This window comes from Chitinophaga sp. 01L420 (genome assembly GCF_056399985.1).
On record NZ_JBFTSK010000041.1, the window covers coordinates 35,622 to 61,170 of the forward strand.

Below are 25,549 nucleotides of genomic sequence, written 5' to 3' on the forward strand. Positions count from 1 at the left end.
GATTTAAGGTCCTTGGCCAATCTGTCGATTTGAGATGAATGTTTTGGATTATTTGTATTTTTACTGAAAGGACCAAAACGACCCTACAATATGATTAAGCGGCAAATAATATTTTTGTATACAGCCCGGGCAAAATATGACAAATTGAGTAATGAAGATAAAATGGGGTGGGATAAATATATTAAATGGAGCCGATTGATACATTTGACGGAACTGATTTCACTAGACACCGGTCTGAATGAAGTGTTAGTTGAACCTGATCGTGAGAATGACGATGACTGGAGGCATATTGTTTTTGATGATTGTTATGAAACAGGTTTCTTTTCAAGCCTGGATTATGTATTGAAAAGAACAAATGAGAAGGCAAGATTTAATTTACTGGCGGTAGCCATTGAGCCTGAACATGATTGTGCATTGATTAATTTGGAAAACTTCTGTTTTCTTGGATATGATCTTCTTGATCAATATTACTGTACCAGTGCTTTGACGAATTGTGGAGGTTTCGATGAGACATTTTTGCCAACTGACCTAAACAGCGTTGGCCTTATTGAGGATTACGAAAAGGCATTTGATATAAAGAAAAGACTTTTTGAAAATAATCCGGATGAAGAGCATGCAGATACACAGGTGATTGCGGTTTGGCGACATCAAATAATCGGACGATAATAAAGGAAAGCAATATTTCTAATATGGACATTAATAAAAAAAAATTAGAAGTACAATTGAATAATGGCGATAAGTTCCTGGCTAACTTAAGGTGGTTTCGCGGAGCGAACCGCTATAATAATGGAGCTACGCATTATAAGGATAAATATCACTTTCGATTTATAATAGGAAGAGCGAAACAATTTAGTATTAAAAGATCACAGGATTCGAACCCATATTTAATTGGGAATTAGAGAAAATATCTAAGAGTATTGAAAATAAAACCCGCTATCAGAGCGGGTTTGAAAAATGGTCGGGATGACAAGATTCGAACTTGCGGCCTCTTCGTCCCGAACGAAGCGCGCTACCGGGCTGCGCTACATCCCGAGGAGATGACCTAAATTAAAAATCTTTTTTTATCCCGCAAATTTTTATATATAAAAAGTATAAAAGCAATCAGTAATTAGCCACCAGGTGTAATGAATTCCAGGTCATTGCGATCACAAATAAGATACCATATGTTTCATATGAACGATGCACGGCCACAACCTCACAACTAACCCGGAAAATTGCTTACATTTGGGTAACTACCCCATTGACCACCCGCAAAATGCCAGAACCTCTAAAAGACTCAGAAATGAACATGAATCAACTGTCATTGTGATCTGAAAATCTAAAACTAAAGTTATGCCTAAGTATGTTATCGAACGGGAACTTCCCGGTGCAGGTAAATTGTCAGGAGAAGAATTGAAAGCACTTTCACAAGCTTCTTGTAATGTCCTGAATAATATGGGACCGCAAATTCAATGGGTACAAAGTTATGTGACGGCCGATAAAATTTATTGTATTTATATCGCGCCTAACGAAGAAATGATCCGTGAGCATGCAAAACAGGGCGGATTTCCAGCCAATTCTATCAGTGAGGTGAGTACCGTAATTGATCCTGGAACAGCTGGTTAACGCACCCCATAGTGTCTGAAAAAAGAAAGAAAAGAAACGCCCTTAGCATTGAATTAAAACAGCGGTTCGAATGATTGTTGTGTGTTCACCTCTTTGATCAATTTACCTAATTGATTGTAAGATGCCCTGTATAAAAGCACCGCCATACTAATTCTCCGGACCCCGCATGCAGATAACGCCTGTATGGATGAAAGTTTAGGGGAGCCAACTATATTTAAAGGAAGTGTGGTAGATGAAGCGATTGCTTTAATAGTTACCGTATCTGAAACGGCGGTAACAAACAGGCCATCGGCACCTGCATCCTGATATGATTTTGCTCTTTTTATGGTCGTTTCCAGCGGTGAGTCAATTTTCAAAAGAAAACCATCTGTTCTTGCATTTATAAAAAGTTTTTGATTGCTTTTTTCCAGATAGTTTTTAATACTATTGAGTTTTTTCAGATAGATATCTTCTCCCTGGGCATCTTCCAGATTGATTCCCGCTACTCCTATATCAACAAGTCTTTGGATGTTTTCTGTTAACTCTGTAAGATTATTGGTATATCCTCTTTCCAAATCAACTGATAAGGGAATATTTGTACTTGCTTTTATCCTTTGTACAATATAAAGCAGTTCGCTGAATGGCATCTTTTCACCATCTTCATATCCCAATGAGTTTGAAATGGCGCCGCTTGATGTGCCAATGGCATCATAACCATTTTGTTCTATTATTTGAGCACTCTTTGCATTCCAGGCATTTGCAAGAATTAACGGTGTTTCTTTATGGTGTAGTTGGTAAAATGTTTCGTAATGGCTCATAACGATCGATTTGATTATTTATTTTGAAATACATCAACTCCTTTACCTGTTGTAATCAGGCTGAATAAACTTTTCTCTATAAGCTGTCCCCAGGCACCAGAGCAACCATTGTAACATTCGATCGCAGGCTTAAGCCCCTGATGTGTAAAAGTGAGTTTGGTTTTTTCTCCTTCTTTGGAAATATCAAAGATGACTTTTGTATTAATCCATTCGTCTTTGTGAGCTACAAAATTTATTTTGCTTTCGGTTATCAGCCATACCACTCTTTTATCGGGAGTAACTTCTACTATTTTTTGTTTTGAAAAATGGATATCCCCCATCTGATAGGTAAACTCATCATTGAGTTTGCTGGTATTGCCTTTAACTTCTCCCTGCCACCAGCCACGAACATTGTTCACGGCATCGAATACTTCTTTTGGAGATTGGTCTACCAAAATGCTTGTCGTAAAATCTTTCTCTTCCATAATTGCTGTTTTATTTTTATTGAATGAATTTGATTTAATAGCAGAGCTATCTGCTGCTGTTTGTGTGTAGCCACCTGGCGGAAATAAAAATGTCACGAAGCTGCCAATGAGCATTGCTGTCAGAATATTATCTTTTCTTGTCATTTTTCTTTTTGTATTAGAAAATTATTATTGAATTAGTTGACATTACATGATCTTTCACTTTCGTGTTTACCAAAGGTACAGTCTTATTCAGGTAGTGTAATGGTGTGAAATGGACATTTTAGGGGGGTGATTTGGACATATTAATGTTATACCTTTGTTCAAACTCCAACAATGAAGCAGGTAACTATTATTGTCCCTCAGGGAAAAATAAACCTTAGTAGCATAGCTGGTTCCTATGAAATTCTGAGTGGCGCAAATGCATATTGGAAAGGTACCGGGAAAAAACCAATGCTGGAAATATGTATGGCAGGGTTTGTACCCGAATTAAAAACAGATGCTGGTTTTTTTTCGATTCATCCGGTAGATATTACGACGATAAAGAAAACTGACTTGTTGATCATTCCTTCCATTTCTTATGAGGATAATTTGATTAAGGAGAATGCAGCACTTATTACCTGGATAAAGGAGCAATATAAAAACGGTGCTGAAATAGCGACCATGTGCTCAGGTGCATTTTTACTGGCTGCTACAGGCTTGCTGGATAGGAAAACCTGTTCCACACATTGGAATTTAGCAGATAAATTCAGGCAGTTGTTTCCAAACATTGATCTTCAGGCCGATAGATTAATTACTGCTGATAAAGGAATATATACTAACGGTGGTGCATACTCGTTCTTAAACCTGATACTTTTTTTAGTAGAAAAATATTTTGACAGAGCAACTGCTATTTACTGTTCAAAAGTTTTCCAGATTGATATGGACAGAACATCGCAGTCACCTTTTTTTATTTTTGAAACACAAAAAGAACATGGTGACGAAATGATTTGCCAGGCACAAACTTACATTGAAGAAAATCTAAGAGAGAAAATTTCTTTTGAGGAACTGGCTTTAAAGTTAGCAACAGGCCGGCGAAATTTTGACAGGCGTTTTATCAAAGCTACCGGTAATACCCCTGTGGAATATCTGCAACGGGTAAAAGTAGAAGTTGCCAAAAGTATCCTGGAAAAAGGAAGAAAGAATATAAATGAAGTAATGGACGAAGTAGGCTACTCGGACGATAAAGCTTTTCGGGAGGTTTTTAGAAAAATAACCGGGATGTCGCCACTTGAGTATAAAGAAAAGTATAATAAGGTAGCAATGAGTTAATGAGAGGCTGGCTACGAATACCAACTCCCTTCATTTTTGCGTCTGGGAAGCCCGGGCGTTATTTTGTATGCCCCGCCTTTATCCAATCAAATATCATAGGAAAGATACCTTCCATAAAAACGTTCGACTGTCGGATGGCTGTCCGGTCGTTGACATCCTGGTTTACAGATACCACTACATCCAGACCAGGAATTAAAATAAGGAATTGGCCACCCCAGCCCATACCATATGTCAAGGCTTCTCCATGGAAGGTTTTGTGATAGAAAGTAAGCCCATAGGTAGTATTGGTGAGGCCCCAGGGAGCAGGATACGTTTTGGTGGGGGTAAGTAACAGTTGCGCCCATTTTTGAGAAACCACCTGTCTGCCCTTGTAACGGCCGTTATTCAGCAACAATCTTCCTATTTTATTTACATCAACGGTACTCATATGTACGCTTAATAATCCACTGGCGTCATGATAGCCGTCTTTCATTTTGGGCCATTCTACCTGTTGGATGCCCAGGGGCGCAAATAAGTATTTGCGGGCAAAGTCGAAGGTAGTTTGCCTGGTGGCTTTTGTGAGGATGAGGGACATCAGGTGAGAAGCGGCGTTGCTGTAGTGCAACTCGCTGCCGGGGTCCGACAACAATGGCTGTTTCAATACATATCCGGATGGATCGCTCATATTCAGATAGATATCCAGCCGTTCCAGGTTTTCGTGCCATAAGCCGGATGCCTGGTTCATTATATCCCTCAGCGTAATAAGTTGCCTGCGTTTGTCAGGGTCATCTTTCAATGCGGGCAGGATGTCGGCCACCGGTACATCCAATGAAGAGATAAATCCTTTATCAATGGCGATGCCTATGAGCACCGCGCAGATATTTTTAGTCAGCGATTGATTGTTGAATAGATCTTCATTTTTTTTACCGTTAAAAGACCTGTTGTAAATGACGCTGTCTTTTACAGATACCACCAGCGAATAGATTCCCTGGTTATCGCGGACAAGGGAAGAAGTATCAAAAGGAGTTTGGGCGCTTGCGGCTAACGTAGCAAAAAACAATAGAAAGAAAGTAATTATTCTCATGATGGCAAATTGTTTATGGTTGAATTATCTGTTGAATAATGCGGCATACATATGCCCGGATCCATAGAGCGATGGTCTTTCATTTAGTTTAACAGCGGAGGTAAAGCCAGCTTTATGAAACAGGGCTTTTAAAGCCTGGAATGGTACAGGGTAGGGGACCCAGGAATTAGCTTTGGTTGTTTCATACTCTACGATCAGAAAGGAACCATTTTCCCGGAGATGTGCACTTATTTTATCAATAAAAAGAGGTTTCTCCCGGACATAATGCAGCGAATTGGCCATCAGTATTCCATCCAGTCCGGATACCGGGATCTCCTCTTCCAGGAAGTCCAGTCGCCCGGGTTTTATATCAATATGATGTGGGTTGGCGAGGGCCGATAAGTGGGGGTTTCCTTTATCCCAGGCATAAATAGTACTGCCTTTTTCCAACAGGTTTGCCAGGGCATAGGTGAACAGGCCCGAACCGCATCCAAGGTCGGCCCAGATACTTTCAGGCGAAGCGGTAATATCTTTATGCGCTATCAGGGCAATGGCATCTCTTAAATCCATAACATGAAAGGTAACTTATTTTCTTTTTTGGCGATAAATTTTGGCAACTCAATCAGGATGGTTCCCGATTACGGGTAAAAAACTGATTAGTTGTCTATTGTACGTTTAATAGTCAGTCATCTCTATTCATTTCCTGCCGCGTTGGAATCCTGATATTTTTATGTTCTTCCATTATGGTATTTGAATCATATTTGACCAATTGCGGGAAAATATTTACATTACCTGAACATATTAAAGTTTTAACCAGCCAATATTTAATACCAAAATCAGTTTTGCTGTAAAAGATCCACGCATGCCTGCAATGATAGACGTAAGTTTTGATGAAGCTGCTTTATGGAAGCGATTTAGAGCTGGTGACAAAGCTGCTTTTACACTGATTTACCGGGAATATACGGTGTCCCTGTTTCAATATGGTTCCAGGTTTTGTACAGACCCGGAGAAGTTAAAGGACATCATCCAGGATCTCTTTATTGAGATGTGGAATACCCGGGCCAACATCAGTGAGCAAGTAGCTATACGGTTCTATTTATGCCGTAGTCTCAGGTATAAATTGATCCGGTCTGATTACCAATACCGCGCAGCTACAGGTAAGCAAAACCAATATCTTCACGACATTACGCAGTCAGAAGCCACGGTAGAGGAACGGATCATTGACTCGGAAATCAGCGACTCCCGTAGCATATTGCTGGATGATGCCATTAAAAAACTTTCCAGACGCCAACAGGAAATTATTACCCTCCGTTTTTATATGGGTTTTACCAATGCCCAGATTGCAGAAATGATGCACATGAAGTACCAGTCTGTCAGCAACCTGCTTTACAGCGCGCTGGGACGCATTAAAGAAACACTCGAAGCAACGCCGTTTGCCCGGCGTTTACTGGAAACATTCTACCTGTTTCTCTAACCAGTTAATCATTTTACTATCCTCCAATAGTATATAAATGCAGCATTTTCTGCTGCGGGATACCTGTCTTTTCCTTTATGGCAGGGCGTTATACCTGAATGTTAAAAAAATTTTATTTTTTTTGAGTATAAAATGAAAGCTTTTGTCATTTGTTATTGAAGGGCAGTTGATTGCCTCCTAAATAAATTATTGCATGAAGCATTTTGGAGAGGATACCTGGGAATTTATCCAGGATGACCGCTTTGTTCAATGGGTATTGTTTCCGGACGCAGCTAATACTACGTGGTGGGAACAATGGATGGCAGCCCATCCGGAGCGAGTACCTGTTCTGGAAAAGGCCAGGAGCATGGTGCTGGCATTGGGTAAAAGCTCGAAACCAGCCGCTGTAAATGAAATGCTGCTGGAAGAGGTGTATGCCGTCCTGGATCATCATCTGCAGGAAGAACACCGGGTAGAGAAGTCTGCACCTATACGCCGCATGTTGCATTATAAATGGTGGGGGGCAGCGGCCGCAGTATTAGGGGGAATCGTACTGGTATTCATCTACCTGAAAAAAGATAACAAAATGCTGGTGGCAGAAAAGCTGAAAAGCCACATAGAGGATCAGCAACTGATACGCGAAAATACGACGAACGTCAACCAGGTGGCTTATTTAACGGATGGTTCTTCCGTAGTGCTGAAGGCGGGGGCCTCCATCAAGCATGCCCTTTTTTTATGGCATTCCCAAAGGGAAGTATACCTGAAAGGAGATGCTTTTTTTGATATCGCCAAAGATGCCGCCAGGCCATTTTTTGTTTATACACCTGAATTAGGGATCCGTGTGCTGGGAACCAGTTTTAACGTATCTGAAAAGAATGGGAGTCTTACCATCACGGTGAAAACGGGTAAAATAGCGGTGTATATCCTGGCAGATAAGCAGCAGCATACTTATATTGTAACGCCTAATCATCAGATCCGTTTCAATACCCGGACGGCCGCATTTGTGGCTGATTCGCTGGATAACAGACAGCTCGCAGCCATACAGCCTGCCACTGAAGTATCGTCTTTTGTATTTGACAATACACCGGTAACTACCATCTTTAATGCACTGGAAGCAGCTTACGGTATTAAGATTAATGCCAGCGAAGAGGTGTTTGGGAAATGCATGATTACTACTACTATTACCAATGAATCATTTGAGAATAAGCTAAAGATAATCTGCGCGGCTATTAATGCCGGCTATACGATCAGAGGGGATCAGGTATATATTACCGGTAAGCCCTGTAGTTAAAGGTATTGTTCACTTGTAATTCCGCTAAAACGTTCCCTATGTTTACTTGATATTATCAGCCAAAAAAAAGTGACGATGCGCTAACATCGTCACCCTGTAATTTTTTCCTGTAAGGTCTGGACAACTGGTACAGGAAACGGATTGTCGTACTAATCATTTTATTAATCACAACAAAACACTTGAAGTTATGCACAAATTTGCAAACTCCAACCGGACTGTCATATTTTTTATGAGGGTTGCACTACTACAAATAGGTCTTTTGTTTTGCCTGATCACCTGCTCGTTTGCTAAAAATGCACACGGACAAGAGGTGTTGAGCAAAAAGGTGTCATTAAACATGCCGCCCAGTGATCTGCGTAGTATTCTTAAGACCATCACTGAAAAGACAGCTGTAAACTTTACCTACAGCAGCAGCACTTTACCGGCGAAGCAACGAATTGCAGTGACTGCCCGCGAGGAGCAACTGGGTGATGTATTGCAGCGTTTATTCAGCCCCTTCCACATCACTTTTGAAGTGATCAATGAACAGATTGTTTTGAAGAAAGCCCAAAGTAATGAGGCCGCTATGAATATAGAAGGGTTGAATGTACTTTTTCAGAAGATCAGCGGGATCGTAAAGTCCAATACCGGAGAGGCATTGCCTGGTGTGAATGTAATGGTAGCAGGTACTAACCGGGGTACTGTAACAAATATAAATGGTCATTTTGAGCTGGAAGCGAAACAAGGAGATGTGCTCATTTTTTCTTCCATCGGTTTTGCACAGCAACGCGTCACCATCGGCGCCGACGCCGTGGTGAATGTGGTACTGGCTACCTCCGCTACCTCACTGGATGCGGTAGCCGTCACTGCACTGGGTATCAAGAGAAGCGTACGAACGCTGGGCTATTCACAGGAAGAAGTAAAAGGAGGAGAAGTGGCGAGATCCAATGCGCCTAATGTGGTGAATGCATTGGCCGGTAAAATGGCCGGTGTGAATGTAACCAATCCAAATGGCGTAGACGGTGGTACCACACGTATTGTCATTGGCGGTAATAACACCATACAGGGCGATAACCAGCCTTTAATCATCGTGGATGGTATGCCTATGGCTAATGACCTGGCGCAGCCTTACGACGTACGTAAGTCGCCCACAGGTAGTGCCATGTACGCGGGGAATAATGCAGATGCCAGCAACACCAGTTCTCCGAAAGACTTTGGTAGCCCTATAAATATGATTAACCCGGAAGACATTGAAACGATCAGCGTGCTGAAAGGACCCACCGCTGCGGCTTTGTATGGTGGCAAAGGTGCTAATGGGGTGATCCTGATCACCACTAAGAAGGGTGCTCAGCGCAGTGGATTAGGCGTGGATTATACCTATGGATTTAAAAGTATTGATCCATACCGTTACCTCGAATTGCAGAATGAGTATGGAGCAGGCGGCATGGTTTCGCTGAACGCACCACAATACTTAACAGATGCCAGCGGTAAGCCTAAGTTAACAGAAAACTGGAACGGCATGTACGTGGATCCTAAAACAGGATCCGGTCCATACGGCGTAAATACTTACAACCAGGTAGGATGGCCCGGCTCCGGCGTTTCCTGGGGACCTAAAATGGACGGTAAAATGATTACCTGGTGGGATGGTACACAAAAGGCCGATTTGCCGCAACCTGATAATATCAAGTTACTGTTCCGCAATGGAATACAGTCATCCCATAATGTATCACTGGCAGGTGGAAACGACTGGGGATCTATCAGAGCCTCCTTTTCCCGCCTGGATAATACCGCGGTACTGCCCAACAGTGGCTACTACCGTAATACTTTCAACCTGGGGGCTAACATGAAGCTGACCAAAAGAGTCAGTGTACAGTTAACAACTTCCTACATTGTTAATCAGTATCATAACCCTCCGCAATTGGGTAATGATGATGGTAACTCCTGGATGAAGCGACTGGTATACAATGCTGGTAGAAACTACGGTGGCGAGGATATTGGTATCTATAAAAATGAAGATGGTTCCCAGAATACGTTGACGAATTTTCCCTGGGTAGGAAATGGCGGCGCTACAGTATGGAATATCTATGAAAATAACACCAATCAGAACAGACGAAAATTATTGGCAGGTGTTCAGTTGAATTATGAAGCCACTGATTTTCTGAATTTCATCTTCCGCGGTGGAATTGATAACAACACCAACGAAATGACTACGAAGAATACACCCACCGATGTGCTAGGTATTAAAGGATATTATGGACATGGTACCGAGCGGGATAATGCGTCCAATATGGATTTCATCGGTACGCTGCATAAAGACAAAATGCTGGGCGGCGCCATCAATGCTAAGTTTTCCGTGGGAGGAACCGTGTACCAGCGTGAAATGTATGGCATGTTTAGCTACAATGATACCTGGGCGCTGCCTAATGTATATTCCCTGAATAGCGGCACTTATCTTGGCAATCCGCATCCGGTAACAGAAAGCCAGTTACATAAACGCATGAATTCTGTATACAGTTTTATTAACCTGTCATACAAGGATTTCCTTTACCTGGATATCACCGGTCGTAACGACTGGTCCTCTGCCTTACCTAAAAATCAGTGGTCTTATTTCTTCCCTTCCTTTGCGGGCAGCTTTGTATTTTCCGATGCCTTCAAAATAGATCCTTCCATCCTGAGCTTTGGTAAGATAAGAGTTGCCTGGGCACAGGCAGCCACCGATCCATTGCCTTTCCAGATCAATTATAACTATTCCAGCTTAACATTCGCAGGTCAGGCAGCTACCATGTTGCCGAACACATTGCCGGCACTTAATTTTAAACCTGCTATCAACACCACTACAGATTTTGGAGTAGTGTTAGGTTTTCTCAATAACCGCCTGAACGCAGACTTCAGGTATTATAAAGGAAAATCGAGGAACCAGATACTCGGCTCTCCGCTGCCCCTCAGCTCAGGTGTGAGCCGCATTGTGGTAAATACCGGTGTACTGGAAAATTCAGGTATAGAATTAATACTGCGTGCGAAAGTAATTGACCAGAAAAATTTTGGCTGGGATGTATCCCTCAACCTGGCGCATAGCAACAACAAACTGCTGTCTTTATCTGACGGAACAGAACGCGTAGATATGGCCAGTGCCTGGGGCGATGGTGGCGCACACGGCCCTGTTATTTCAGCAAGGGTAGGAGATCAGTACGGTACAATATACGGATATGATTATGTATACGATCCGAAAACACACCTGCCTTTGATGGTCCAGAATCCATATGGCAAACCGGAAATGAATGGAACCATGTACCAGGCTACAGATGGTTTAGTGCCTTTGGGAAATGCTACCCCTAAATTAACCGGTGGCATCACCAATACCTTCAGCTTTAAAGGAATTTCTGTGAGCACATTGATTGATGCAAAAATAGGTGGTGACATCTGGTCGGGTACTTATGCTACTATTATGCAGCAGGGACAGGCAAGGGAAACGCTGAAAGAAAGAGATGGCGGCGGTTTGGCCTATACTACACCTGATGGTACCAAAACCAACTGGGGCGTGGTATTGCCAGGCGTATTTCCTGATGGAAAGGTAAATGATAATGTAGTGCATTACTATTATAAATATATGCCTTACGGCGTATGGAGCAGTACAGACCTTGGATCTGGCGTGAAGGGAAGTGACTGGATCAACAGAAATTCCGTTCTCGAAAACACGTGGGTAAAGATGAGAGAAATATCAGTTAGCTACCAGGTGCCGCAAAGTTTTATCCGGAAGACAAAAGTTTTCCAGGCAGCATCATTGTCGCTCGTTGGAAGGGATCTTTTTTACCTCTATACTTCTTTGCCGGATCACATCAACCCGGAAGGCGTAAATGGTGCAGGAAATGCGCAGGGGCTGGAGTTTATGTCTATGCCTAGTTTCCGCTCATTAGGTTTCCAGGTAAGAGTTTCTTTCTAAAGGAAACAGATCTACTCACCGATTAAAACGTGCAAACATGAACAAAGCAAATAAAATATTTTTCTATATAGCCGGTATTTCCATCACGTTCGGCGCCTGTACCAAGGATTTTCAGGATATCAATACCACCCCGGGATTGCCTACTACCACCACTATCCCGCCACTGGTAAATGGAGTGATCAGTACCTTGTTCCTGAAAGGCCAGGAACAAGCGGCCATTCATAATGAATATTATTATCCGGTTACCCAGTTGGCAACGATCAGTGGTAATTCCGGTTACCTGGTGCAGAATGGCGCATTGGATATATGGACAGACTATTATGCCGCGCTACAAAACCTGAATCAGATCCAGGATAAAATAGATGCTTATACAGGAGACAAAGCAGAAATGGATAATGTGCAGGGAATCACTTACATTTTACGGGCGTATAAAACACTGCGTATTACTGATCAGTTCGGGGATATACCTTATTCCAAGGCAGGCCGCGCTTATGCCAATGACGTCGCTAATTTCCGGCCGGCATATGATTCCCAGGAAAGCATCTATAAAAGTGTGTTAACACAGCTTAAATGGGCTTCCCAACATCTTACCACTGCTGCCAGCACGCCGGGAGGTAAACCTTATGTGACACTTGGTTCTTCCGAAACATTGTTTAACAGTAACATCGCCATGTGGCAGAAGTTTGGCAATTCTTTACTGCTGCGCTACGCCATGCAGATAGTGGAGAAAGACGCCGCCACTGCTACTCCTTATCTGCAGTATGCTTTGAGCGGTGTTCCGCTGATCGGGGAAGGAGATGACGCAGGTATGTGGCCGACAAAATTGAATTATGTGTTGAACGATAGCCGCTTCTGGTCTTTCACCTCTCATAAATTTGTCCGCTTAAGCACTACCTGCTGGAATATGATGTCCGATGGCACTGCTGCTTCACAGATCTTTGATCCAAGGGTAGCGCTGTTCTTTGAAACCAACCAGGCAGGCAAATGGGCGCCATTACAGCCGGGAAGTACTGCCAGTGATAATACCAATCCTTACCAGGATAAAAGAGATGCTACTTTCAGCAATAAAGATAATTGCGTATTCTCTCCCTTCAATTACCTGATAGTAAGAGATATTTATTATCAGCCTGAATTATTTATGACGGCTGCTGAAGTACATTTCCTTAAAGCCGAAGCATTGGCTCGTGGCCTGGGAGTAGCTAAAAATATGGTGACTGCCGGAACAGAGTATACCGCTGGTATTACGTCTGCAGTGAACTTCTGGTATTACATTGCGCACAATACCAATGTTACAAATGATAACTGGTCGGCTGTAGCTCCCGCCAGTCCTACTGCGGCACAGATGGCCACATTTCTGGCCAATCCCAAAGTGGCCTTCACCGGCACTGATGATCAGAAGCTGGATAAAATCTATGCACAGGAATGGTTGTCTTTTTTCCGCCAGCCATGGCTGGCCTATAATTTATGGAGAAGGACCGGTCGCACGCCTCGTGATGGCAACCCGGCTACCTATGCAAACTTTAACAGGTTGCAATATCCACAGCAGGAATCGATTGACAATACTGTAAATTATAAAGCCCAGTCTGATCGGATGGGTGGTAACTCCACTACCGTAAAGGTTTGGTGGATGAAATAGCATAGTGAATGATGTCGAGTGTAACAGCCCCGGAGAAGATCATCTCTCCGGGCTGTTTTTTTTATGCCGTTTACATCGTAGCAGCATAGCGGTAATTTATTTAATTTGCTATTTCCCGCTCTGATTCCTTTGCTACTGCAATGGAAATTATCAGCAGAGGAAGGAGGGAATGTAATAATGTGTAAATTCCCGGTAGGAGCGAAGGGCAGCAGGTGGATTTTTACGTACCATATGCTGACCGTTAAAAATAAGCTATACAAAGATGATCGTCTTTAAAATGCAATCATATATCGAAGCAATTGAGAAAGATGCTTCCCTCTATGAAGAAAGAAATTTTGAAAAACGTAGCGAAGCCATTGATTTCCTCGGATTTCAGTTAATAGATCAGATAGATGAATTCTTGCAGGAATCGTCTTCACCGGATAAACTGCTGCAACTCCGGCAGCGTGCGGAAGAAATAGTGTCCGTACTGGAAGCAACAGACCGGAAACTGTTTCAAAGCATTCAGTCAGCTATCCGGTTAAAAGGATGTACTGGAACAGCTTTTAAAAAGCTGATTAAGCAGTACGTTGATTTTAATGCAGCAGTGGATCAGGAAGAAATTGGTTATGATAACCTCGATGTATTTATCAATGGGCTGTCGCTCTTTGAAACCATGCCGGAGCAGACAAAAGATCTGGAACCGGAAATGGTCTATTATCAGAAAACGCCCGCCCGGATTATTTTTGAACTGGTAGAGAAATCAGATTTCCGGAAAGACGATGTTTTCTTTGATATAGGCGCGGGGCTTGGACAGGTAGCCATCCTGGTAAATTTGCTGGCTGGCATCACGGCCAAAGGTTTGGAATTTGAGCCTGCCTTTTGTGATTATGCGCGGGATTGTGCGGCGGCACTTGACTTATCGGACGTAACATTTATCAATGTAGATGCACGACAGGCAGATTATTCCGAAGGTACCGTATTTTTTATGTTTACCCCCTTTAAAGGAGAAATCCTGGACACCGTACTGGACATGCTGAGACGGGAGTCGTTACAACGAAAAATAAAAATCATTACCTATGGCCCCTGCACTGCCCGGGTGGCTGTACAAAGCTGGCTGCATGGTGCCGCTCCCGGACAAAGTAATATATACAGACTGCATATTTTCAGTAGTTTTTAATGTACCTTTTTTCTAAACAATTGTCCCGTTCCGTTAATTCCTCCTCCTCATTTAATACCTAATTTTGCTGCTGACTTTAAAGAAAAAGCAGCATGAAAATTTATACTGGATTATTGATCCTGACGGTACTGGCAGCATGTGCCGGAAATGGCAGTCCCGTTAAACAGGCGTCTGCAAAAGATTCCATGACAGCCATGACGCCGGAGGAAGTAGAATATGATACCGCATTGGTGGCCAACAAACGGGATCCGGTATGCAGAATGCCCATACGGGCAGGCATATACGATACCGCACATTATAAAGGTGCTGTTCTCGGATTTTGCTCCTCTTCCTGTAAAGATAGCTTCCTGCTGAAACCAGACGGCTATACACTCGTTATGAAATGAAACAGTGCATTGTTATCGCCCTGATACTGGCATCCGGATGTAAGCAAGCGGTGAAGCAGCTCCCGATACTGGGCGAACCTGCTGTGACATCGCATCAGCAGCATGGAACAACGGTATACGACACCATTTACCCGGCCATTCCTCCTTTTTCGTTTAAAGATCAGGATAGTCTGACCGTGAGCGAAACGGCATTTGCCGGTAAGATCTATGTGGCCGACTTCATTTTTCTTTCCTGTCCTAATATATGTCCTAAGATTACTGCGGAAATGAAGCACGTATACAATGCCTTTAAAACGGAGGATCGTGTACTTTTCCTCTCGCACACCATTGATCCGGAAGATGATTCTATTCCCCGGTTAAAAGCATATGCCGGCAGCCTGGAAGTAAGTAGCCCTAAGTGGCGCTTTGTTACCGGCCACCAGGATAGCATTTACCACCTGGCGGAGAAAGGATATTTCTCCACTGCTTATAAAGATAGTAGCGCTCCCGGTGGCTACGTGCATAGTGGAGGCCTGGTGCTGGTAGATAAAAACCGGCATATACGCGGGGTATATAATGGTACAGATCCAAAGGAAGGCAACCGGCTGATAAACGATATTCACATCTTACTAAAAGAAAATTGAAAAGAGCACTGACCATATGGCTCTTGTGCATCATGCTTTTACAAAGCACAGGTAACTGCTTTATTGTGGCAGCGTTTTACCTGAACAGGAATTACATTGCGTCCACGCTTTGTATTAACCGTTTCGATCTCATCCCGGTATGTAAAGGTGCCTGCTTCCTGGAACAAAAAATGAAGGAAAACAGCCAGCAGCAGGGAAATACCAGCAGCATCCGGTATAAGGAAATTACTTTGTTTTGCCAGCCATATGAACGGACACCGGCAAAACAGCTATCCTCCGAAAGCCTTATTACATTTGGTGATTATCGCTCACCGCATTTTCCCCGCCAGCTACTCACACAAGTATTCAGACCGCCAGCTCCTGCTGTGTAATTATTCCTGCATTACACATTTATTACGGAAGATCTGTCATCTTCCCTGGATTACTATTGCCCAAAAATAACGGTATGAATACGATCATTCTCTTAAACAGAGTATCGGTAGGCCTTTTATTATGCTGCCTGATACTACTGCTTTTAAAGCTGTTGTAAATCACAGCGCTGTTTTACTAAAAGTGTCAAAAACATTATAACATGGATTTTCCAATGTTTCACCTCGACTGGCTCAATGACCGGTTCCTCATCGCTATGATTGCCATTGTACATGTTTTCATTAATCATGGATTAGCGGTGGGATTTATTCCTTACATCACCTGGCTGGAACAGAAGGGCGTTAATATGGCGGGACCTTCACAAATCACGCACCCGGAATGGGATGCGATGGTGTACAAAAAAATGATGGTAGCATTTATTATCACCACTACCATTGGCGCCATGACCGGCGTGGGGATTTGGTTTGCGGCCGCGCTGATCAGTCCTGCTTCTATCGGAAGCCTGATCCGGGTATTCTATTTTGCCTGGTTTGTGGAGTGGCTTACGTTCGTAACAGAGGTGGTATTGATTATGATCTATTTCCTCACCTGGAAGCATGCGAATACCAACCTTCGGGCAAAACTGCGTCATATCAGGTTTGGATGGTTCCTGTCGTTGTTCTCCTGGATTACGATGGTCATAATAGTATCTATACTTGGTTTCATGATGGACCCGGGCAACTGGAATCAGCACCATAGTTTGCTGAATGGGTTTACGAATCCCATATACCTGCCGCAGCTTTTCTTCAGAACACCCGCTGCCATGATATTGGGTGGGATATTCGGCATGTTGCTGACTACCATTTTTGCAAAGAAAGGAACCATAGAAAGAAGTGTGGCCCTGAAGTATGCTGCCCGCTGGATATTGGCCTGGGCGCCTATTGCGCTTGCCGCTTCCTGTATTTACTACAACGTGATGCCGGAAGCGATGCGTTTAAATATGAGTACTGCCGTAGGTACCATGGAGTTTGCACAATACTATGAGCTGCTGCGCTATATTATTCCAGCCGCGCTATCTCTGTTGGTATTGATTAGTATCTGGGCATTGTTGCGACCACGTACTATTCGTTTTGCATTTGTATTGTTGCCATGTCTGGCAGCTTTCGGCTTCCTGGGCATATTTGAACGCGTAAGAGAATTTATCAGGAAGCCATATGTGATCGGCGGCTACATGTATTCTAATTTATTGAGGGAAGAAGACTATCCCCTATATAAAAGAGATGGAATATTGAAGTATGCTACCTATGCCACCACTGCAGCAATAACGGCCAGCAATCAATTGACTGCGGGCAAAGATGTATTTATGTTATCCTGTAGCCGCTGCCATACCACCAACGGGATTAACTCCATTGTAACTGTATTTGAACGGGTATACGGCGCAGGTAAGCCGCTGTCTGAAAATGACATGGAAGCCTATATTCCCAATATGCATAATGGCAGAACATATATGCCGCCCTTTCCGGGAAATAAAAAGGAATTACATGCATTGGCTGTCTACATACGGCATCTGCAGCTAAGCGGAGAATCATTGGAGGGGGCACAAACGGAAGGCGTAATAGTGAACCCGCTAAATGATGTATCCGCTGCAGAAGAGTTGATAAAGGAAGAAGAAAAAAAGAAGTAACGACTAAAATTTGATGACATGACCTATTGCTTATTGACCAATACACCCGTGCCCAGGGATATTCCGCTGGATTTACCTTTACCTGAATGGTTATTGGTGGTGCTGCTGGTACTTTCTTTTCTCGCACATATTGTGTTCGTAAACCTGATGCTGGGAGGATCTGTGCTTACACTGTGGGCACAAATCAAAGGACTGAAAGACAAAGAATACGATACCCTGGCGTATGAAATAGCCAGGACCATTACCGTGAATAAAAGTCTGGCGGTGGTACTGGGTGTAGCACCGCTACTCAGTATCAACACGCTTTATACTATTTATTTTTATTCTGCCAATGCACTGACAGGGATGATGTGGATCTCCATTATTCCACTGGTTACCTTTGCATTTCTGCTGACCTATCTGCATAAATATACCTGGCATAAACTGGAGCATAACAAGCCATTGCATATTGCTATTATCGCAGCAGCAGTGTTGCTGTTTTTATTTATCCCGCTCATCTTTCTGACCAACATCAACCTGATGTTGTTTCCGGAAAAATGGGGTACCATCCGTGGATTTGTCAGTGCATTAACATTGCCTAATGTTTTTCCCCGTTACCTGCACTTTCTATGTGCCTCTATGGCCGTTACAGGATTGTTTTTATTTTGGTATTTCGGGAGAAGAAAATATCCTTTTGAACGTGTTTTCAACAGGCTTACCCGTTATGATATCAAGCGGAAAGCCTATTCCCTGACATTCGCATTTTCCCTGTTTCAGTTTATGATAGGGCCCATTGTACTCATCACGCTTCCCGCCAAAGGGGTGAACTGGCAGCTGTTGCTGGTCATCTTTGCCGGCGCTGCAATGGCTTTGCCAGCTATGTACTGGATGTGGAAAGGTATCACCGGGCCTCCGGAGCAGATCAGTCAGCATTTTGGGAAAGTAGCAGTGACCATGACTATCACGGTGTTACTGATGGGTAGCGGGAGGCATGTATACCGCGCCAATGCTCTGGCTCCCCATAAAAAGATGATGGCGGCGAAAACTGCGGCATTTGAAAAACTGTCTGCCGAAGCAAGACAGCATCCGGTGGAAGAAGAAGCGTCGCCAGCACCTGATGCCGCGCCGGGTGAAACCGCAAAAGGAGCCGCCATCTTTCAGGCCAACTGCAGCGCATGCCACCGGCCTCATGAAAAATTAATAGGTCCGCCTATGACAGAAATGGTAAGCATCTACCAACATAATACCGATGGACTTAAAAACTGGATCAGGGCCCCCGGCAAGAAAAGAGCCGGATACCCGCAGATGCCGGGATTTCCTCAGCTGTCGGCAGCAGATCTCAACGAATTATCTAAATATATTCTTTCTACTAAATAGCTTTTTATATGTGGACGACTACATTTTTTATTGCCATCATCCTGTTGCTTTTTTGCATCCTGCGACTCCTGATACTGATCAGCACCTCGATACAGTTGTTATCAAAACAAACGGCGCTCATGAAGGAAAAGGGCGCCGCAGAGGAGGAATATCAATTTGTAAAGGGATTGTATTGAGGTGTAAGGCCAGGAGCCAGCAACCAGACGGAAATGCTTCAGCATATTGCTGAAGCATTTGGTAACAATTGCAGGCAATGAACTATTCTTTTTCTTCTTTTAAAAAACCTCCCTTACTGTCGAATATAACATCGCGGCCGTTCACTTCGGCTTCATAGTTGATATCTCCGTTGGCTTTCTGGATTTTGGCGGCTTCCTTAATTTTAGCGCCCTTGTAATGAGCTGTTACGTAGGCAGTCGCTTCTTCAGGCAATTGGGCCAGGGTAATGCCGGTTTCTGTTTCCAACCAGTTGCCTTTTGCATCATATAAGGCAGATATATGCATATTTTTATCTTTAAAACCTGCTTCATAATTACTTTTCTCCAGCTCCCATTTCACGCTGCCGGCAGTGGGGAAACTTTTAGCCAGAGCGGCTTTTACGGGTCCTGGCACCTTTGATTGGTCAATTTTCTGTGCGGAAGCTGCCATGCTACATAACAGGCATCCCAGGATTAAATAGTTTTTCATGTTTTGTTGTTTCAGATAAATGTAGATCACAATTCTGTTTCACTTCTGTAGTACATTTGTGGGTCGAATTCAAAAAGAAATCAAAATTCACTGTTACTTTTGCTTCATGAAAGTACTCATCATAGAAGACGAGTTGCAGTTGGCCCAAAGTATTATCCGTTATTTGTCGGGAGAAAGTTATGTGTGTGAGCACGCTGCCAGCTACGAGGAGGCATTGAGTAAAATTCATTTGTATGAATATGAATGTATCCTACTCGACCTGATGCTGCCGGGTGGAGATGGTATTCAGTTGCTGGAAGAAATGAAGCAACAAAATAAACATGAAGGGATCATCATTATTTCTGCTAAAGATTCTATTGACGATAAGATAAAAGGGCTGCAAACCGGTGCTGATGACTACCTGGCCAAACCCTTTCACCTTCCGGAGCTGGCCGCCCGCATCTATTCTGTTATCCGGAGAAGGAAGTTCAGCAATAGCAATATAATACAGCAGGGAGAGCTGCTGATAGATCTGCTGGCTAAAACAGTACATGTTCAGGATGTTGCCGTATTATTAACCCGGAAAGAATTTGACCTGCTCGTTTATTTTATTGGAAATAAAAACAGGGTGATTTCTAAAAATGCTTTAGCAGAGCACCTGTCAGGAGATATGGCCGATATGCTCGATAACCATAGTTTTGTATATGCACATATCAAAAACCTGAAAAGAAAACTGAGCGAAGCCGGTAGCGGCAGTTATCTGAAAACAGTGTACGCCACGGGCTATAAATGGGAAATATGAGTAAGCTCCTGAACAGATCCATGAAAGCATTTGTGCTGTATGCAGGTATTGTGCTGGCATGCAGTGTCCCTGCTTATTATGGTATTGTTGATTTTATCTGGGAACATGAACTGAAGGAACATAACCTGATAGTCAGTGAAAGTATTAAGCAAAATCTGCAATCATTGTCTCTTTCTGATACAGAATTGGCAGAAAGTGTGCGGCTATGGAACAAGTTAAGACCAGAAACCCAATTGCGGCCTGCCATGGCTTTACAGCCAGATTCTACCTACAATATTTACCGCAAAAATAAATACATCCCTGCCAAGGGATGGGACCGGTTCCAGGGGCTGATCACCTATTTCAGTATCAATGGGCGTCCTTTCCGGCTTGCGTTGGAAACCAATATGGAAGAATCCCACGAAACAATTGTAGCGATAGGGGTGATTACAGGTGCTTTTTTTCTGATCCTGCTGGGTGGTTTTATTTTCATCAACCGCAGCATCTCGAAGAAGTTATGGGCGCCTTTTTATGATAGTCTGCAGCAGATAGGGGCCTTTGATCTGCACCAGTCGCACCAGATACGGTTTGATAAAACCGGGATCGAAGAATTTGAAACACTGAATTATCATCTGGACAAACTGATTGCTGGTAACATCGCGATTTATAAGCAACAGAAGGAGTTTACACAGAATGCTTCCCATGAGTTGCAAACACCTTTGTCTATCATAAAATTTAAGCTGGACCTGCTGTACCAGGATAAAACGCTGACAGACGAACAATCTGAGCTCATCGACCAGGCACATCAGGCACTGGCTAAGGTAACACGGATCAACAAAAATCTGTTGTTGCTGAGCAGGATTGAGAACAGTCAGTTTCCCGAAACGAGTACCATGGACCTGTCTGAGTTGACCATAAACTATATCGGTCAACTGGAAGACTTCCTGGCCGACAAGCAGCTGTCTGTGGTCACCCATATTACCCCGGGTGTTATGTTAACCGGTAATAAGGCGTTGGTGGAGATATTACTCACGAATCTGCTGATGAATGCCATTCGTTACAGCAATACAACAGATACAATAACGATATGGCTGACCGGGCATATGCTGGAAGTGGCTAATACTGGTACTGCTGCTCTCGATGAAAAATTACTTTTCAGACGTTTTGGGATGCCGTCACCCAATACAACAGGTACAGGTCTTGGTTTGGCCATTATACGCCAGATATGCAGTGTATATGGATGGCAGGAAAGGTATCGTTTCGAAAATAATACACATATTTTCAGTATTCGCTGGGCATAATTCCAAATTCCTTCCAAATCGTATATCAATTTTGTGGTGGAATAAAATCTACTGTGGATGAAACGATTTACCTTTTTGTTGATATACGGATTGCTATCACTCGTTGCCCAGGCGCAGAAAAATACGGCAACGGTTTCCGGTACCCTGAAAGATGCCGGCAAAAAAGAAGCACTCCCATTCGTAAATGTAACACTCTATAAGGCCGCCGACAGCACCTTTGTAACCGGTACTATCACCGGCGAAACAGGTGGTTTTAGTATAGCCGCTATCGGTAGCGGTCAGTATCTGCTGAAATTTTCTTACATGGGATATCTCCCTAAATGGGAACCCTTACTGGTAGGACAGCTAAGTACTTTCCTGGACCTGGGCCATATTGCACTGGAACCAGCTCCCGTAACGATCAGCGAAGTCACGATTACTGGTAAACAGGAGGCTGTTACGGGTAAAATGGATAAGAAAACTTTTTCGTTAGCTGCCAATATCAGCCAGGCCGGCGGCTCTGCACTGGATGCCATGAAAAACCTGCCGGGGGTTACAAGTCAGGATGGTAAAGTGCTGCTGAGAGGCAGTGATAAAGTAATGATTTTGGTAGACGGAAAACAAACAGCGCTCACCGGTATAGGCGGTCAATCCAGCCTGGACAACATTCCGGCTTCTGCTATCGAAAAAATTGAAATCATCAATAATCCCTCTGCCAGGTACGACGCCAACGGGAATGCCGGTATTATTAACATCATCTATAAAAAGGAAAAAAAGGAAGGCTTTAATGGTAAAGCAGGACTGACAGCAGGACTTGGTGCGCTATGGGAAAGAAAAGGGAATCTGCCGGAAATACGGCCACAGTATAAGCTAACCCCCAAAATAAATCCTTCGTTGCTGCTGAACTACCGAAAAAATAAAGTAAACCTGTTTTTTCAGGGCGATAATCTTTATACACAAACGCTCAATAAAAATGAGTTTACAGAACGTATTTATGATCACGGAGAGGAGATCATACAACAGGTAAAGAGAAACCGCACCACCAATATAGTTACCGGAAAAGCGGGCATGGACTGGCAACCGGATAATAAAAACACCTTTACATTATCAGGCCTGTTCAGCAGTGAAAAAATACTGGACCGCGGTGATGAACCTTTCTTTACCACAGATCTGAAAGAAAGAAAACGCTTGTGGCAGTTCCTGGAAGATGAGTTAAAAACAACAGCCACCTTCTCCGCCGGCTGGCAGCATCAGTTTAAGCAGCCTGGTCGTACGCTGCAGGTACAACTGAACTACACTTTTCATCGGGAAGATGAAAAATATTTTTTTACAAACATACTGCCCACCTATACAGGGCTCGACTCCTTCAAGCTGCTTTCTGATGAACATGTAACGGACCTGAATGCAGATTACATTCATCCCCTGAAATACGGCCGGTTTGAGGGCGGTATTAAGTTGCGGCACCGGAATATTCCAACCAACATGCAGTTCAAGCCCGGGTTGAACTCACCTTTGGACACCACCGCCGGGGGCTGGGCTACATATAGGGAATGGATACCAGCCGCATATGGTATGTTTGTTTTTGAAAATAAACAGTTGGAAATAGAAGCAGGGATGCGGGTAGAGTATGTAGATCTCCGTTATGACGTAAATCCGGGACACAATACTTATAAAAGCGATGGTTATCACTATATACAGCCGTTTCCTAACCTCCGCTTATCTTACCGCCTCAGCGATCAGCATCGGCTCTCTTTCTTCTATAACCGGCGTGTAGACCGCCCGAATGAAGTGGATATCCGCATCTTCCCCAAGTATGATGATGCAGAAATCATAAAAGTCGGTAACCCGGAGCTGCGACCACAGTTTACCAATACTTTTGAGATAGGTTATAAAACTACCTGGCATAACGGTTTTCTATACCCGGCATTCTATCATAAAAGAATGAATGCTACCATTACCCGTATCGGCAGCATCGTTGAGGGTAGTAACCTGATTTATAATGTATTTCAGAATGCAGGCAAAAGTTATAATACAGGGATAGAAGTCAGTCTCTCACAAAAGGTAGCTCCCTGGGCTACGCTTAACCTCAATCTGAATGGCTATCAGAATATCATCGACGCTTTCACGGTGATTAATAAATACCCGGTAGCAACGACCTACGCCGCTCCCAGGGAAGAAATGTTTTCCGGTAATGTAAAATTCAATGGTAGTTTTCAATTACCGCGGCAAACAGAAGTCCAGCTAACGGCCATTTACCTGGCGCCGGACATCATCCCGCAGGGGAAAATATATGCCCGATTTTCTATTGATGCAGGTATAAAAAAGACAAAAGGCAGAAATGAATTTTTTGTGAATGCGACAGACATTGCGAATACCCTGCGTATCAAAAGAGATATAACAGGCAAAGGCTTCCGCTATACCAGTACGGATTACGCGGAAACTCAGGTGATAAGAATTGGTTATAATTACAAGTTCTGAGTTATCGGTTGAGAATGAAGCTGTATAAATTTTTTACAGCACTGAAGGGAAAGTTGGATCGGGGAAAAAGGAAGGTCTTCTGTTTGGTTGGGGCCAAACAGAAGAGCGAATTATTTAATTAATGCCAATAGCGTCTGACAGCTGTTGCTCCAGCTGTATATAGGCAGGAGGACAGGTGTTTCTGTCAGTAATCTTGAAATTCAGGCCATCAGTAGCTTGCATATGAAAGCGCACCGGGGTATTGTTGTAATGCGTATACACCTGGTATAATTGCTTTTCCCTGATATTCACGGGGTGCATATCAAATTTTACTTCTGCTTCATCTACCTGGGCAGAGAATGTGAACTTCTTTATTACTGGTATCGCCATATCTGAGTTTCTACTAAAGTTGGGAGCGCGAAGGTCTGGTATTAAAGTAGTATTTGCAAATCGGATTTGTAAAGCGTGTTGTATTTTACGGATGTTCTTTCTGAAGAAAATAGTACTTTAGGCAGCTGTACATCCCGCCATATCATATGAATAGGAGACAACATTGGACAAACGATCAACTCTTTACCCGGCTTTTAAATAATAAATCGGATAAAACATATTGGGATAATATCATCGAATTGCGAAAGCGGGGGAGTGAGGATATTTTTACCAGGTGTTCTCATATGGCGACTACAGGAGATGATATTGAAAGAGAAATCGCCATGGACGTGCTGGCGCAGCTTGGATCTGCTCCCAGACCATTTTATAACCAAACGATTACGCTTTGTTTTGACTTGTTGGAAACAGAAAAACATCCCAAGGTATTAAGCGCCATTTTGTATGCAATTGGCCATAATAATCAACTGCTGGATCCCCGGCAAATCAGCAGCATCGCTTTGTTTAAATGTCATCCGGATAAAAGTATCCGTTCTGGTGTTGTATATGCGCTGCTGGGGGTAGACCAGGAAGAAGCTATCAACACATTGATTGAGTTAAGCGCCGACAAGGTGGCGGACATAAGAAGCTGGGCAACTTTTGGTATTGGAAGCCAGATTGACAAAACCTCGGAAGAGATCATAGATGCCCTGTGGAACCGGATCAATGATAAAAATGAGGACACCCGGCTGGAGGCTATTTCCGGGTTAGCCGTCAGAAAAGACCCGCGCGTAATGGATATGCCGGACCCCGGGCAATTAACAGACTTACAATAGTGTAGAAATGCTCATCATACTGGACGTTCCATTGATCCTTTTACTGCTGCCATTCTGCAGAATACGTTTGCTTAATTCATTTATTTGCTGTAAAATTAGGTCAGGTAACAATT

At 43.3% G+C, this 25,549-nt stretch carries 24 protein-coding genes and 1 tRNA gene; 18 read left to right on the forward strand and 7 right to left on the reverse strand.

Annotation, left to right across the window (positions count from 1 at the left end; all coding sequences use genetic code 11):
- Window positions 1-90: 90 nt before the first annotated feature.
- On the forward strand, window positions 91-666 hold the full coding sequence (locus tag AC1DP6_RS28450) for a hypothetical protein (protein ID WP_477057903.1): 576 nt from the start codon (window positions 91-93) through the stop codon (window positions 664-666).
- Window positions 667-955: 289 nt separating this feature from the next.
- Here the strand turns inward: AC1DP6_RS28450 and AC1DP6_RS28455 are convergent.
- Window positions 956-1,032, reverse strand: a tRNA-Pro gene (locus AC1DP6_RS28455).
- 300 nt (window positions 1,033-1,332) lie between these two features.
- Here AC1DP6_RS28455 and AC1DP6_RS28460 point away from each other — a divergent pair.
- Window positions 1,333-1,605 carry a DUF4242 domain-containing protein gene (locus AC1DP6_RS28460; RefSeq protein ID WP_477057904.1) on the forward strand — a complete coding sequence of 91 codons (273 nt, stop codon included), beginning with the start codon at window positions 1,333-1,335 and terminating at the stop codon, window positions 1,603-1,605.
- A gap of 53 nt (window positions 1,606-1,658) precedes the next feature.
- Here AC1DP6_RS28460 and AC1DP6_RS28465 read toward each other — a convergent pair whose 3' ends face one another.
- Together AC1DP6_RS28465 and AC1DP6_RS28470 are read right to left on the reverse strand one after the other, a co-directional pair.
- Complete coding sequence (locus AC1DP6_RS28465; RefSeq protein ID WP_477057905.1) at window positions 1,659-2,402, reverse strand: isocitrate lyase/PEP mutase family protein; 744 nt, start codon at window positions 2,400-2,402, stop codon at window positions 1,659-1,661.
- A gap of 14 nt (window positions 2,403-2,416) precedes the next feature.
- Complete coding sequence (locus AC1DP6_RS28470; RefSeq protein WP_477057906.1) at window positions 2,417-3,010, reverse strand: SRPBCC family protein; 594 nt, start codon at window positions 3,008-3,010, stop codon at window positions 2,417-2,419.
- 171 nt (window positions 3,011-3,181) lie between these two features.
- Between AC1DP6_RS28470 and AC1DP6_RS28475 the strand changes: the two genes are divergently transcribed.
- Complete coding sequence (locus AC1DP6_RS28475) at window positions 3,182-4,156, forward strand: GlxA family transcriptional regulator (RefSeq protein ID WP_477057907.1); 975 nt, start codon at window positions 3,182-3,184, stop codon at window positions 4,154-4,156.
- A 58-nt stretch (window positions 4,157-4,214) separates the two neighbouring features.
- Here the strand turns inward: AC1DP6_RS28475 and AC1DP6_RS28480 are convergent, their stop codons facing one another.
- Both AC1DP6_RS28480 and AC1DP6_RS28485 read right to left on the reverse strand, forming a co-directional pair.
- Window positions 4,215-5,219: a serine hydrolase domain-containing protein gene (locus tag AC1DP6_RS28480; RefSeq protein ID WP_477057908.1), complete on the reverse strand. Its 1,005-nt coding sequence runs from the start codon at window positions 5,217-5,219 to the stop codon at window positions 4,215-4,217.
- 24 nt (window positions 5,220-5,243) lie between these two features.
- Window positions 5,244-5,768, reverse strand: coding sequence for a class I SAM-dependent methyltransferase (locus AC1DP6_RS28485; protein ID WP_477057909.1), 525 nt, complete (start codon window positions 5,766-5,768; stop codon window positions 5,244-5,246).
- A 292-nt stretch (window positions 5,769-6,060) separates the two neighbouring features.
- On the opposite strand from AC1DP6_RS28485, the gene AC1DP6_RS28490 reads away from it, so the two are divergent.
- From AC1DP6_RS28490 to AC1DP6_RS28540, 11 genes are all read left to right on the forward strand, one after another.
- Window positions 6,061-6,672 (forward strand): RNA polymerase sigma factor, encoded by a 612-nt coding sequence (locus AC1DP6_RS28490; RefSeq protein WP_477057910.1) that lies wholly within the window; start codon window positions 6,061-6,063, stop codon window positions 6,670-6,672.
- A 193-nt stretch (window positions 6,673-6,865) separates the two neighbouring features.
- Window positions 6,866-7,942, forward strand: coding sequence for a FecR family protein (locus AC1DP6_RS28495; RefSeq protein ID WP_477057911.1), 1,077 nt, complete (start codon window positions 6,866-6,868; stop codon window positions 7,940-7,942).
- Between the two features lie 187 nt (window positions 7,943-8,129).
- Window positions 8,130-11,861, forward strand: a complete 3,732-nt coding sequence (locus tag AC1DP6_RS28500; protein WP_477057912.1) for a SusC/RagA family TonB-linked outer membrane protein — start codon at window positions 8,130-8,132, stop codon at window positions 11,859-11,861.
- A gap of 37 nt (window positions 11,862-11,898) precedes the next feature.
- On the forward strand, window positions 11,899-13,497 hold the full coding sequence (locus tag AC1DP6_RS28505; RefSeq protein ID WP_477057913.1) for a SusD/RagB family nutrient-binding outer membrane lipoprotein: 1,599 nt from the start codon (window positions 11,899-11,901) through the stop codon (window positions 13,495-13,497).
- A gap of 277 nt (window positions 13,498-13,774) precedes the next feature.
- A complete protein-coding gene (locus tag AC1DP6_RS28510) occupies window positions 13,775-14,656 on the forward strand; it encodes a class I SAM-dependent methyltransferase (RefSeq protein ID WP_477057914.1) in 882 nt (293 codons plus the stop codon).
- A 92-nt stretch (window positions 14,657-14,748) separates the two neighbouring features.
- Entirely contained in the window at window positions 14,749-15,042 is a 294-nt protein-coding gene (locus AC1DP6_RS28515) for a YHS domain-containing protein (RefSeq protein ID WP_477057915.1), read from the forward strand.
- The gene (locus tag AC1DP6_RS28520; protein ID WP_477057916.1) at window positions 15,039-15,665 is read left to right on the forward strand and encodes an SCO family protein; all 627 of its coding nucleotides are present in this window, start codon (window positions 15,039-15,041) and stop codon (window positions 15,663-15,665) included. The genes AC1DP6_RS28515 and AC1DP6_RS28520 overlap by 4 nt, the downstream gene beginning before the upstream one ends.
- Before the next feature lie 32 nt (window positions 15,666-15,697).
- Window positions 15,698-16,036, forward strand: a complete 339-nt coding sequence (locus AC1DP6_RS28525; RefSeq protein ID WP_477057917.1) for a hypothetical protein — start codon at window positions 15,698-15,700, stop codon at window positions 16,034-16,036.
- Between the two features lie 200 nt (window positions 16,037-16,236).
- A complete protein-coding gene (locus AC1DP6_RS28530; protein ID WP_477057918.1) occupies window positions 16,237-17,697 on the forward strand; it encodes a c-type cytochrome in 1,461 nt (486 codons plus the stop codon).
- Between the two features lie 18 nt (window positions 17,698-17,715).
- Window positions 17,716-19,053 carry a c-type cytochrome gene (locus tag AC1DP6_RS28535; RefSeq protein ID WP_477057919.1) on the forward strand — a complete coding sequence of 446 codons (1,338 nt, stop codon included), beginning with the start codon at window positions 17,716-17,718 and terminating at the stop codon, window positions 19,051-19,053.
- Between the two features lie 8 nt (window positions 19,054-19,061).
- Window positions 19,062-19,229, forward strand: coding sequence for a hypothetical protein (locus AC1DP6_RS28540; protein ID WP_477057920.1), 168 nt, complete (start codon window positions 19,062-19,064; stop codon window positions 19,227-19,229).
- Between the two features lie 82 nt (window positions 19,230-19,311).
- On the opposite strand, the gene AC1DP6_RS28545 is transcribed toward AC1DP6_RS28540, so the two are convergent.
- Window positions 19,312-19,737, reverse strand: coding sequence for a PepSY-like domain-containing protein (locus AC1DP6_RS28545; protein WP_477057921.1), 426 nt, complete (start codon window positions 19,735-19,737; stop codon window positions 19,312-19,314).
- Between the two features lie 106 nt (window positions 19,738-19,843).
- Between AC1DP6_RS28545 and AC1DP6_RS28550 the strand changes: the two genes are divergently transcribed.
- Genes AC1DP6_RS28550 through AC1DP6_RS28560 form a run of 3 tightly spaced genes read left to right on the forward strand, consistent with a single transcriptional unit; the run spans window position 19,844 to window position 24,255 of the window.
- Complete coding sequence (locus AC1DP6_RS28550; protein ID WP_477057922.1) at window positions 19,844-20,518, forward strand: response regulator transcription factor; 675 nt, start codon at window positions 19,844-19,846, stop codon at window positions 20,516-20,518.
- Window positions 20,515-21,798: a sensor histidine kinase gene (locus AC1DP6_RS28555; RefSeq protein WP_477057923.1), complete on the forward strand. Its 1,284-nt coding sequence runs from the start codon at window positions 20,515-20,517 to the stop codon at window positions 21,796-21,798. Before AC1DP6_RS28550 ends, AC1DP6_RS28555 begins: the two co-directional genes overlap by 4 nt.
- A gap of 57 nt (window positions 21,799-21,855) precedes the next feature.
- A complete protein-coding gene (locus AC1DP6_RS28560; RefSeq protein ID WP_477057924.1) occupies window positions 21,856-24,255 on the forward strand; it encodes a TonB-dependent receptor in 2,400 nt (799 codons plus the stop codon).
- A 114-nt stretch (window positions 24,256-24,369) separates the two neighbouring features.
- Here AC1DP6_RS28560 and AC1DP6_RS28565 read toward each other — a convergent pair whose 3' ends face one another.
- Entirely contained in the window at window positions 24,370-24,624 is a 255-nt protein-coding gene (locus tag AC1DP6_RS28565; protein ID WP_477022315.1) for a hypothetical protein, read from the reverse strand.
- A gap of 284 nt (window positions 24,625-24,908) precedes the next feature.
- On the opposite strand from AC1DP6_RS28565, the gene AC1DP6_RS28570 reads away from it, so the two are divergent.
- On the forward strand, window positions 24,909-25,436 hold the full coding sequence (locus AC1DP6_RS28570; protein WP_477057925.1) for a hypothetical protein: 528 nt from the start codon (window positions 24,909-24,911) through the stop codon (window positions 25,434-25,436).
- The last annotated feature ends 113 nt before the right edge of the window (window positions 25,437-25,549 follow it).

Excerpts from the sequence above, each read along its gene's own strand:
- AC1DP6_RS28510 (WP_477057914.1), top strand. The coding sequence starts at position 13,775 with ATGCAATCATATATCGAAGCAATTGAGAAAGATGCTTCCCTCTATGAA.
- AC1DP6_RS28460 (WP_477057904.1), top strand. The coding sequence starts at position 1,333 with ATGCCTAAGTATGTTATCGAACGGGAACTTCCCGGTGCAGGTAAATTG.
- AC1DP6_RS28505 (WP_477057913.1), top strand. The coding sequence starts at position 11,899 with ATGAACAAAGCAAATAAAATATTTTTCTATATAGCCGGTATTTCCATC.
- AC1DP6_RS28450 (WP_477057903.1), top strand. The coding sequence starts at position 91 with ATGATTAAGCGGCAAATAATATTTTTGTATACAGCCCGGGCAAAATAT.
- AC1DP6_RS28490 (WP_477057910.1), top strand. The coding sequence starts at position 6,061 with ATGCCTGCAATGATAGACGTAAGTTTTGATGAAGCTGCTTTATGGAAG.
- AC1DP6_RS28570 (WP_477057925.1), top strand. The coding sequence starts at position 24,909 with ATGGCGACTACAGGAGATGATATTGAAAGAGAAATCGCCATGGACGTG.
- AC1DP6_RS28500 (WP_477057912.1), top strand. The coding sequence starts at position 8,130 with ATGCACAAATTTGCAAACTCCAACCGGACTGTCATATTTTTTATGAGG.
- AC1DP6_RS28545 (WP_477057921.1), bottom strand. The coding sequence starts at position 19,737 with ATGAAAAACTATTTAATCCTGGGATGCCTGTTATGTAGCATGGCAGCT.
- AC1DP6_RS28495 (WP_477057911.1), top strand. The coding sequence starts at position 6,866 with ATGAAGCATTTTGGAGAGGATACCTGGGAATTTATCCAGGATGACCGC.
- AC1DP6_RS28470 (WP_477057906.1), bottom strand. The coding sequence starts at position 3,010 with ATGACAAGAAAAGATAATATTCTGACAGCAATGCTCATTGGCAGCTTC.
- AC1DP6_RS28475 (WP_477057907.1), top strand. The coding sequence starts at position 3,182 with ATGAAGCAGGTAACTATTATTGTCCCTCAGGGAAAAATAAACCTTAGT.
- AC1DP6_RS28560 (WP_477057924.1), top strand. The coding sequence starts at position 21,856 with ATGAAACGATTTACCTTTTTGTTGATATACGGATTGCTATCACTCGTT.
- AC1DP6_RS28515 (WP_477057915.1), top strand. The coding sequence starts at position 14,749 with ATGAAAATTTATACTGGATTATTGATCCTGACGGTACTGGCAGCATGT.
- AC1DP6_RS28550 (WP_477057922.1), top strand. The coding sequence starts at position 19,844 with ATGAAAGTACTCATCATAGAAGACGAGTTGCAGTTGGCCCAAAGTATT.
- AC1DP6_RS28525 (WP_477057917.1), top strand. The coding sequence starts at position 15,698 with ATGCTTTTACAAAGCACAGGTAACTGCTTTATTGTGGCAGCGTTTTAC.
- AC1DP6_RS28480 (WP_477057908.1), bottom strand. The coding sequence starts at position 5,219 with ATGAGAATAATTACTTTCTTTCTATTGTTTTTTGCTACGTTAGCCGCA.
- AC1DP6_RS28465 (WP_477057905.1), bottom strand. The coding sequence starts at position 2,402 with ATGAGCCATTACGAAACATTTTACCAACTACACCATAAAGAAACACCG.
- AC1DP6_RS28565 (WP_477022315.1), bottom strand. The coding sequence starts at position 24,624 with ATGGCGATACCAGTAATAAAGAAGTTCACATTCTCTGCCCAGGTAGAT.
- AC1DP6_RS28555 (WP_477057923.1), top strand. The coding sequence starts at position 20,515 with ATGAGTAAGCTCCTGAACAGATCCATGAAAGCATTTGTGCTGTATGCA.
- AC1DP6_RS28485 (WP_477057909.1), bottom strand. The coding sequence starts at position 5,768 with ATGGATTTAAGAGATGCCATTGCCCTGATAGCGCATAAAGATATTACC.
- AC1DP6_RS28540 (WP_477057920.1), top strand. The coding sequence starts at position 19,062 with ATGTGGACGACTACATTTTTTATTGCCATCATCCTGTTGCTTTTTTGC.
- AC1DP6_RS28530 (WP_477057918.1), top strand. The coding sequence starts at position 16,237 with ATGGATTTTCCAATGTTTCACCTCGACTGGCTCAATGACCGGTTCCTC.
- AC1DP6_RS28535 (WP_477057919.1), top strand. The coding sequence starts at position 17,716 with ATGACCTATTGCTTATTGACCAATACACCCGTGCCCAGGGATATTCCG.
- AC1DP6_RS28520 (WP_477057916.1), top strand. The coding sequence starts at position 15,039 with ATGAAACAGTGCATTGTTATCGCCCTGATACTGGCATCCGGATGTAAG.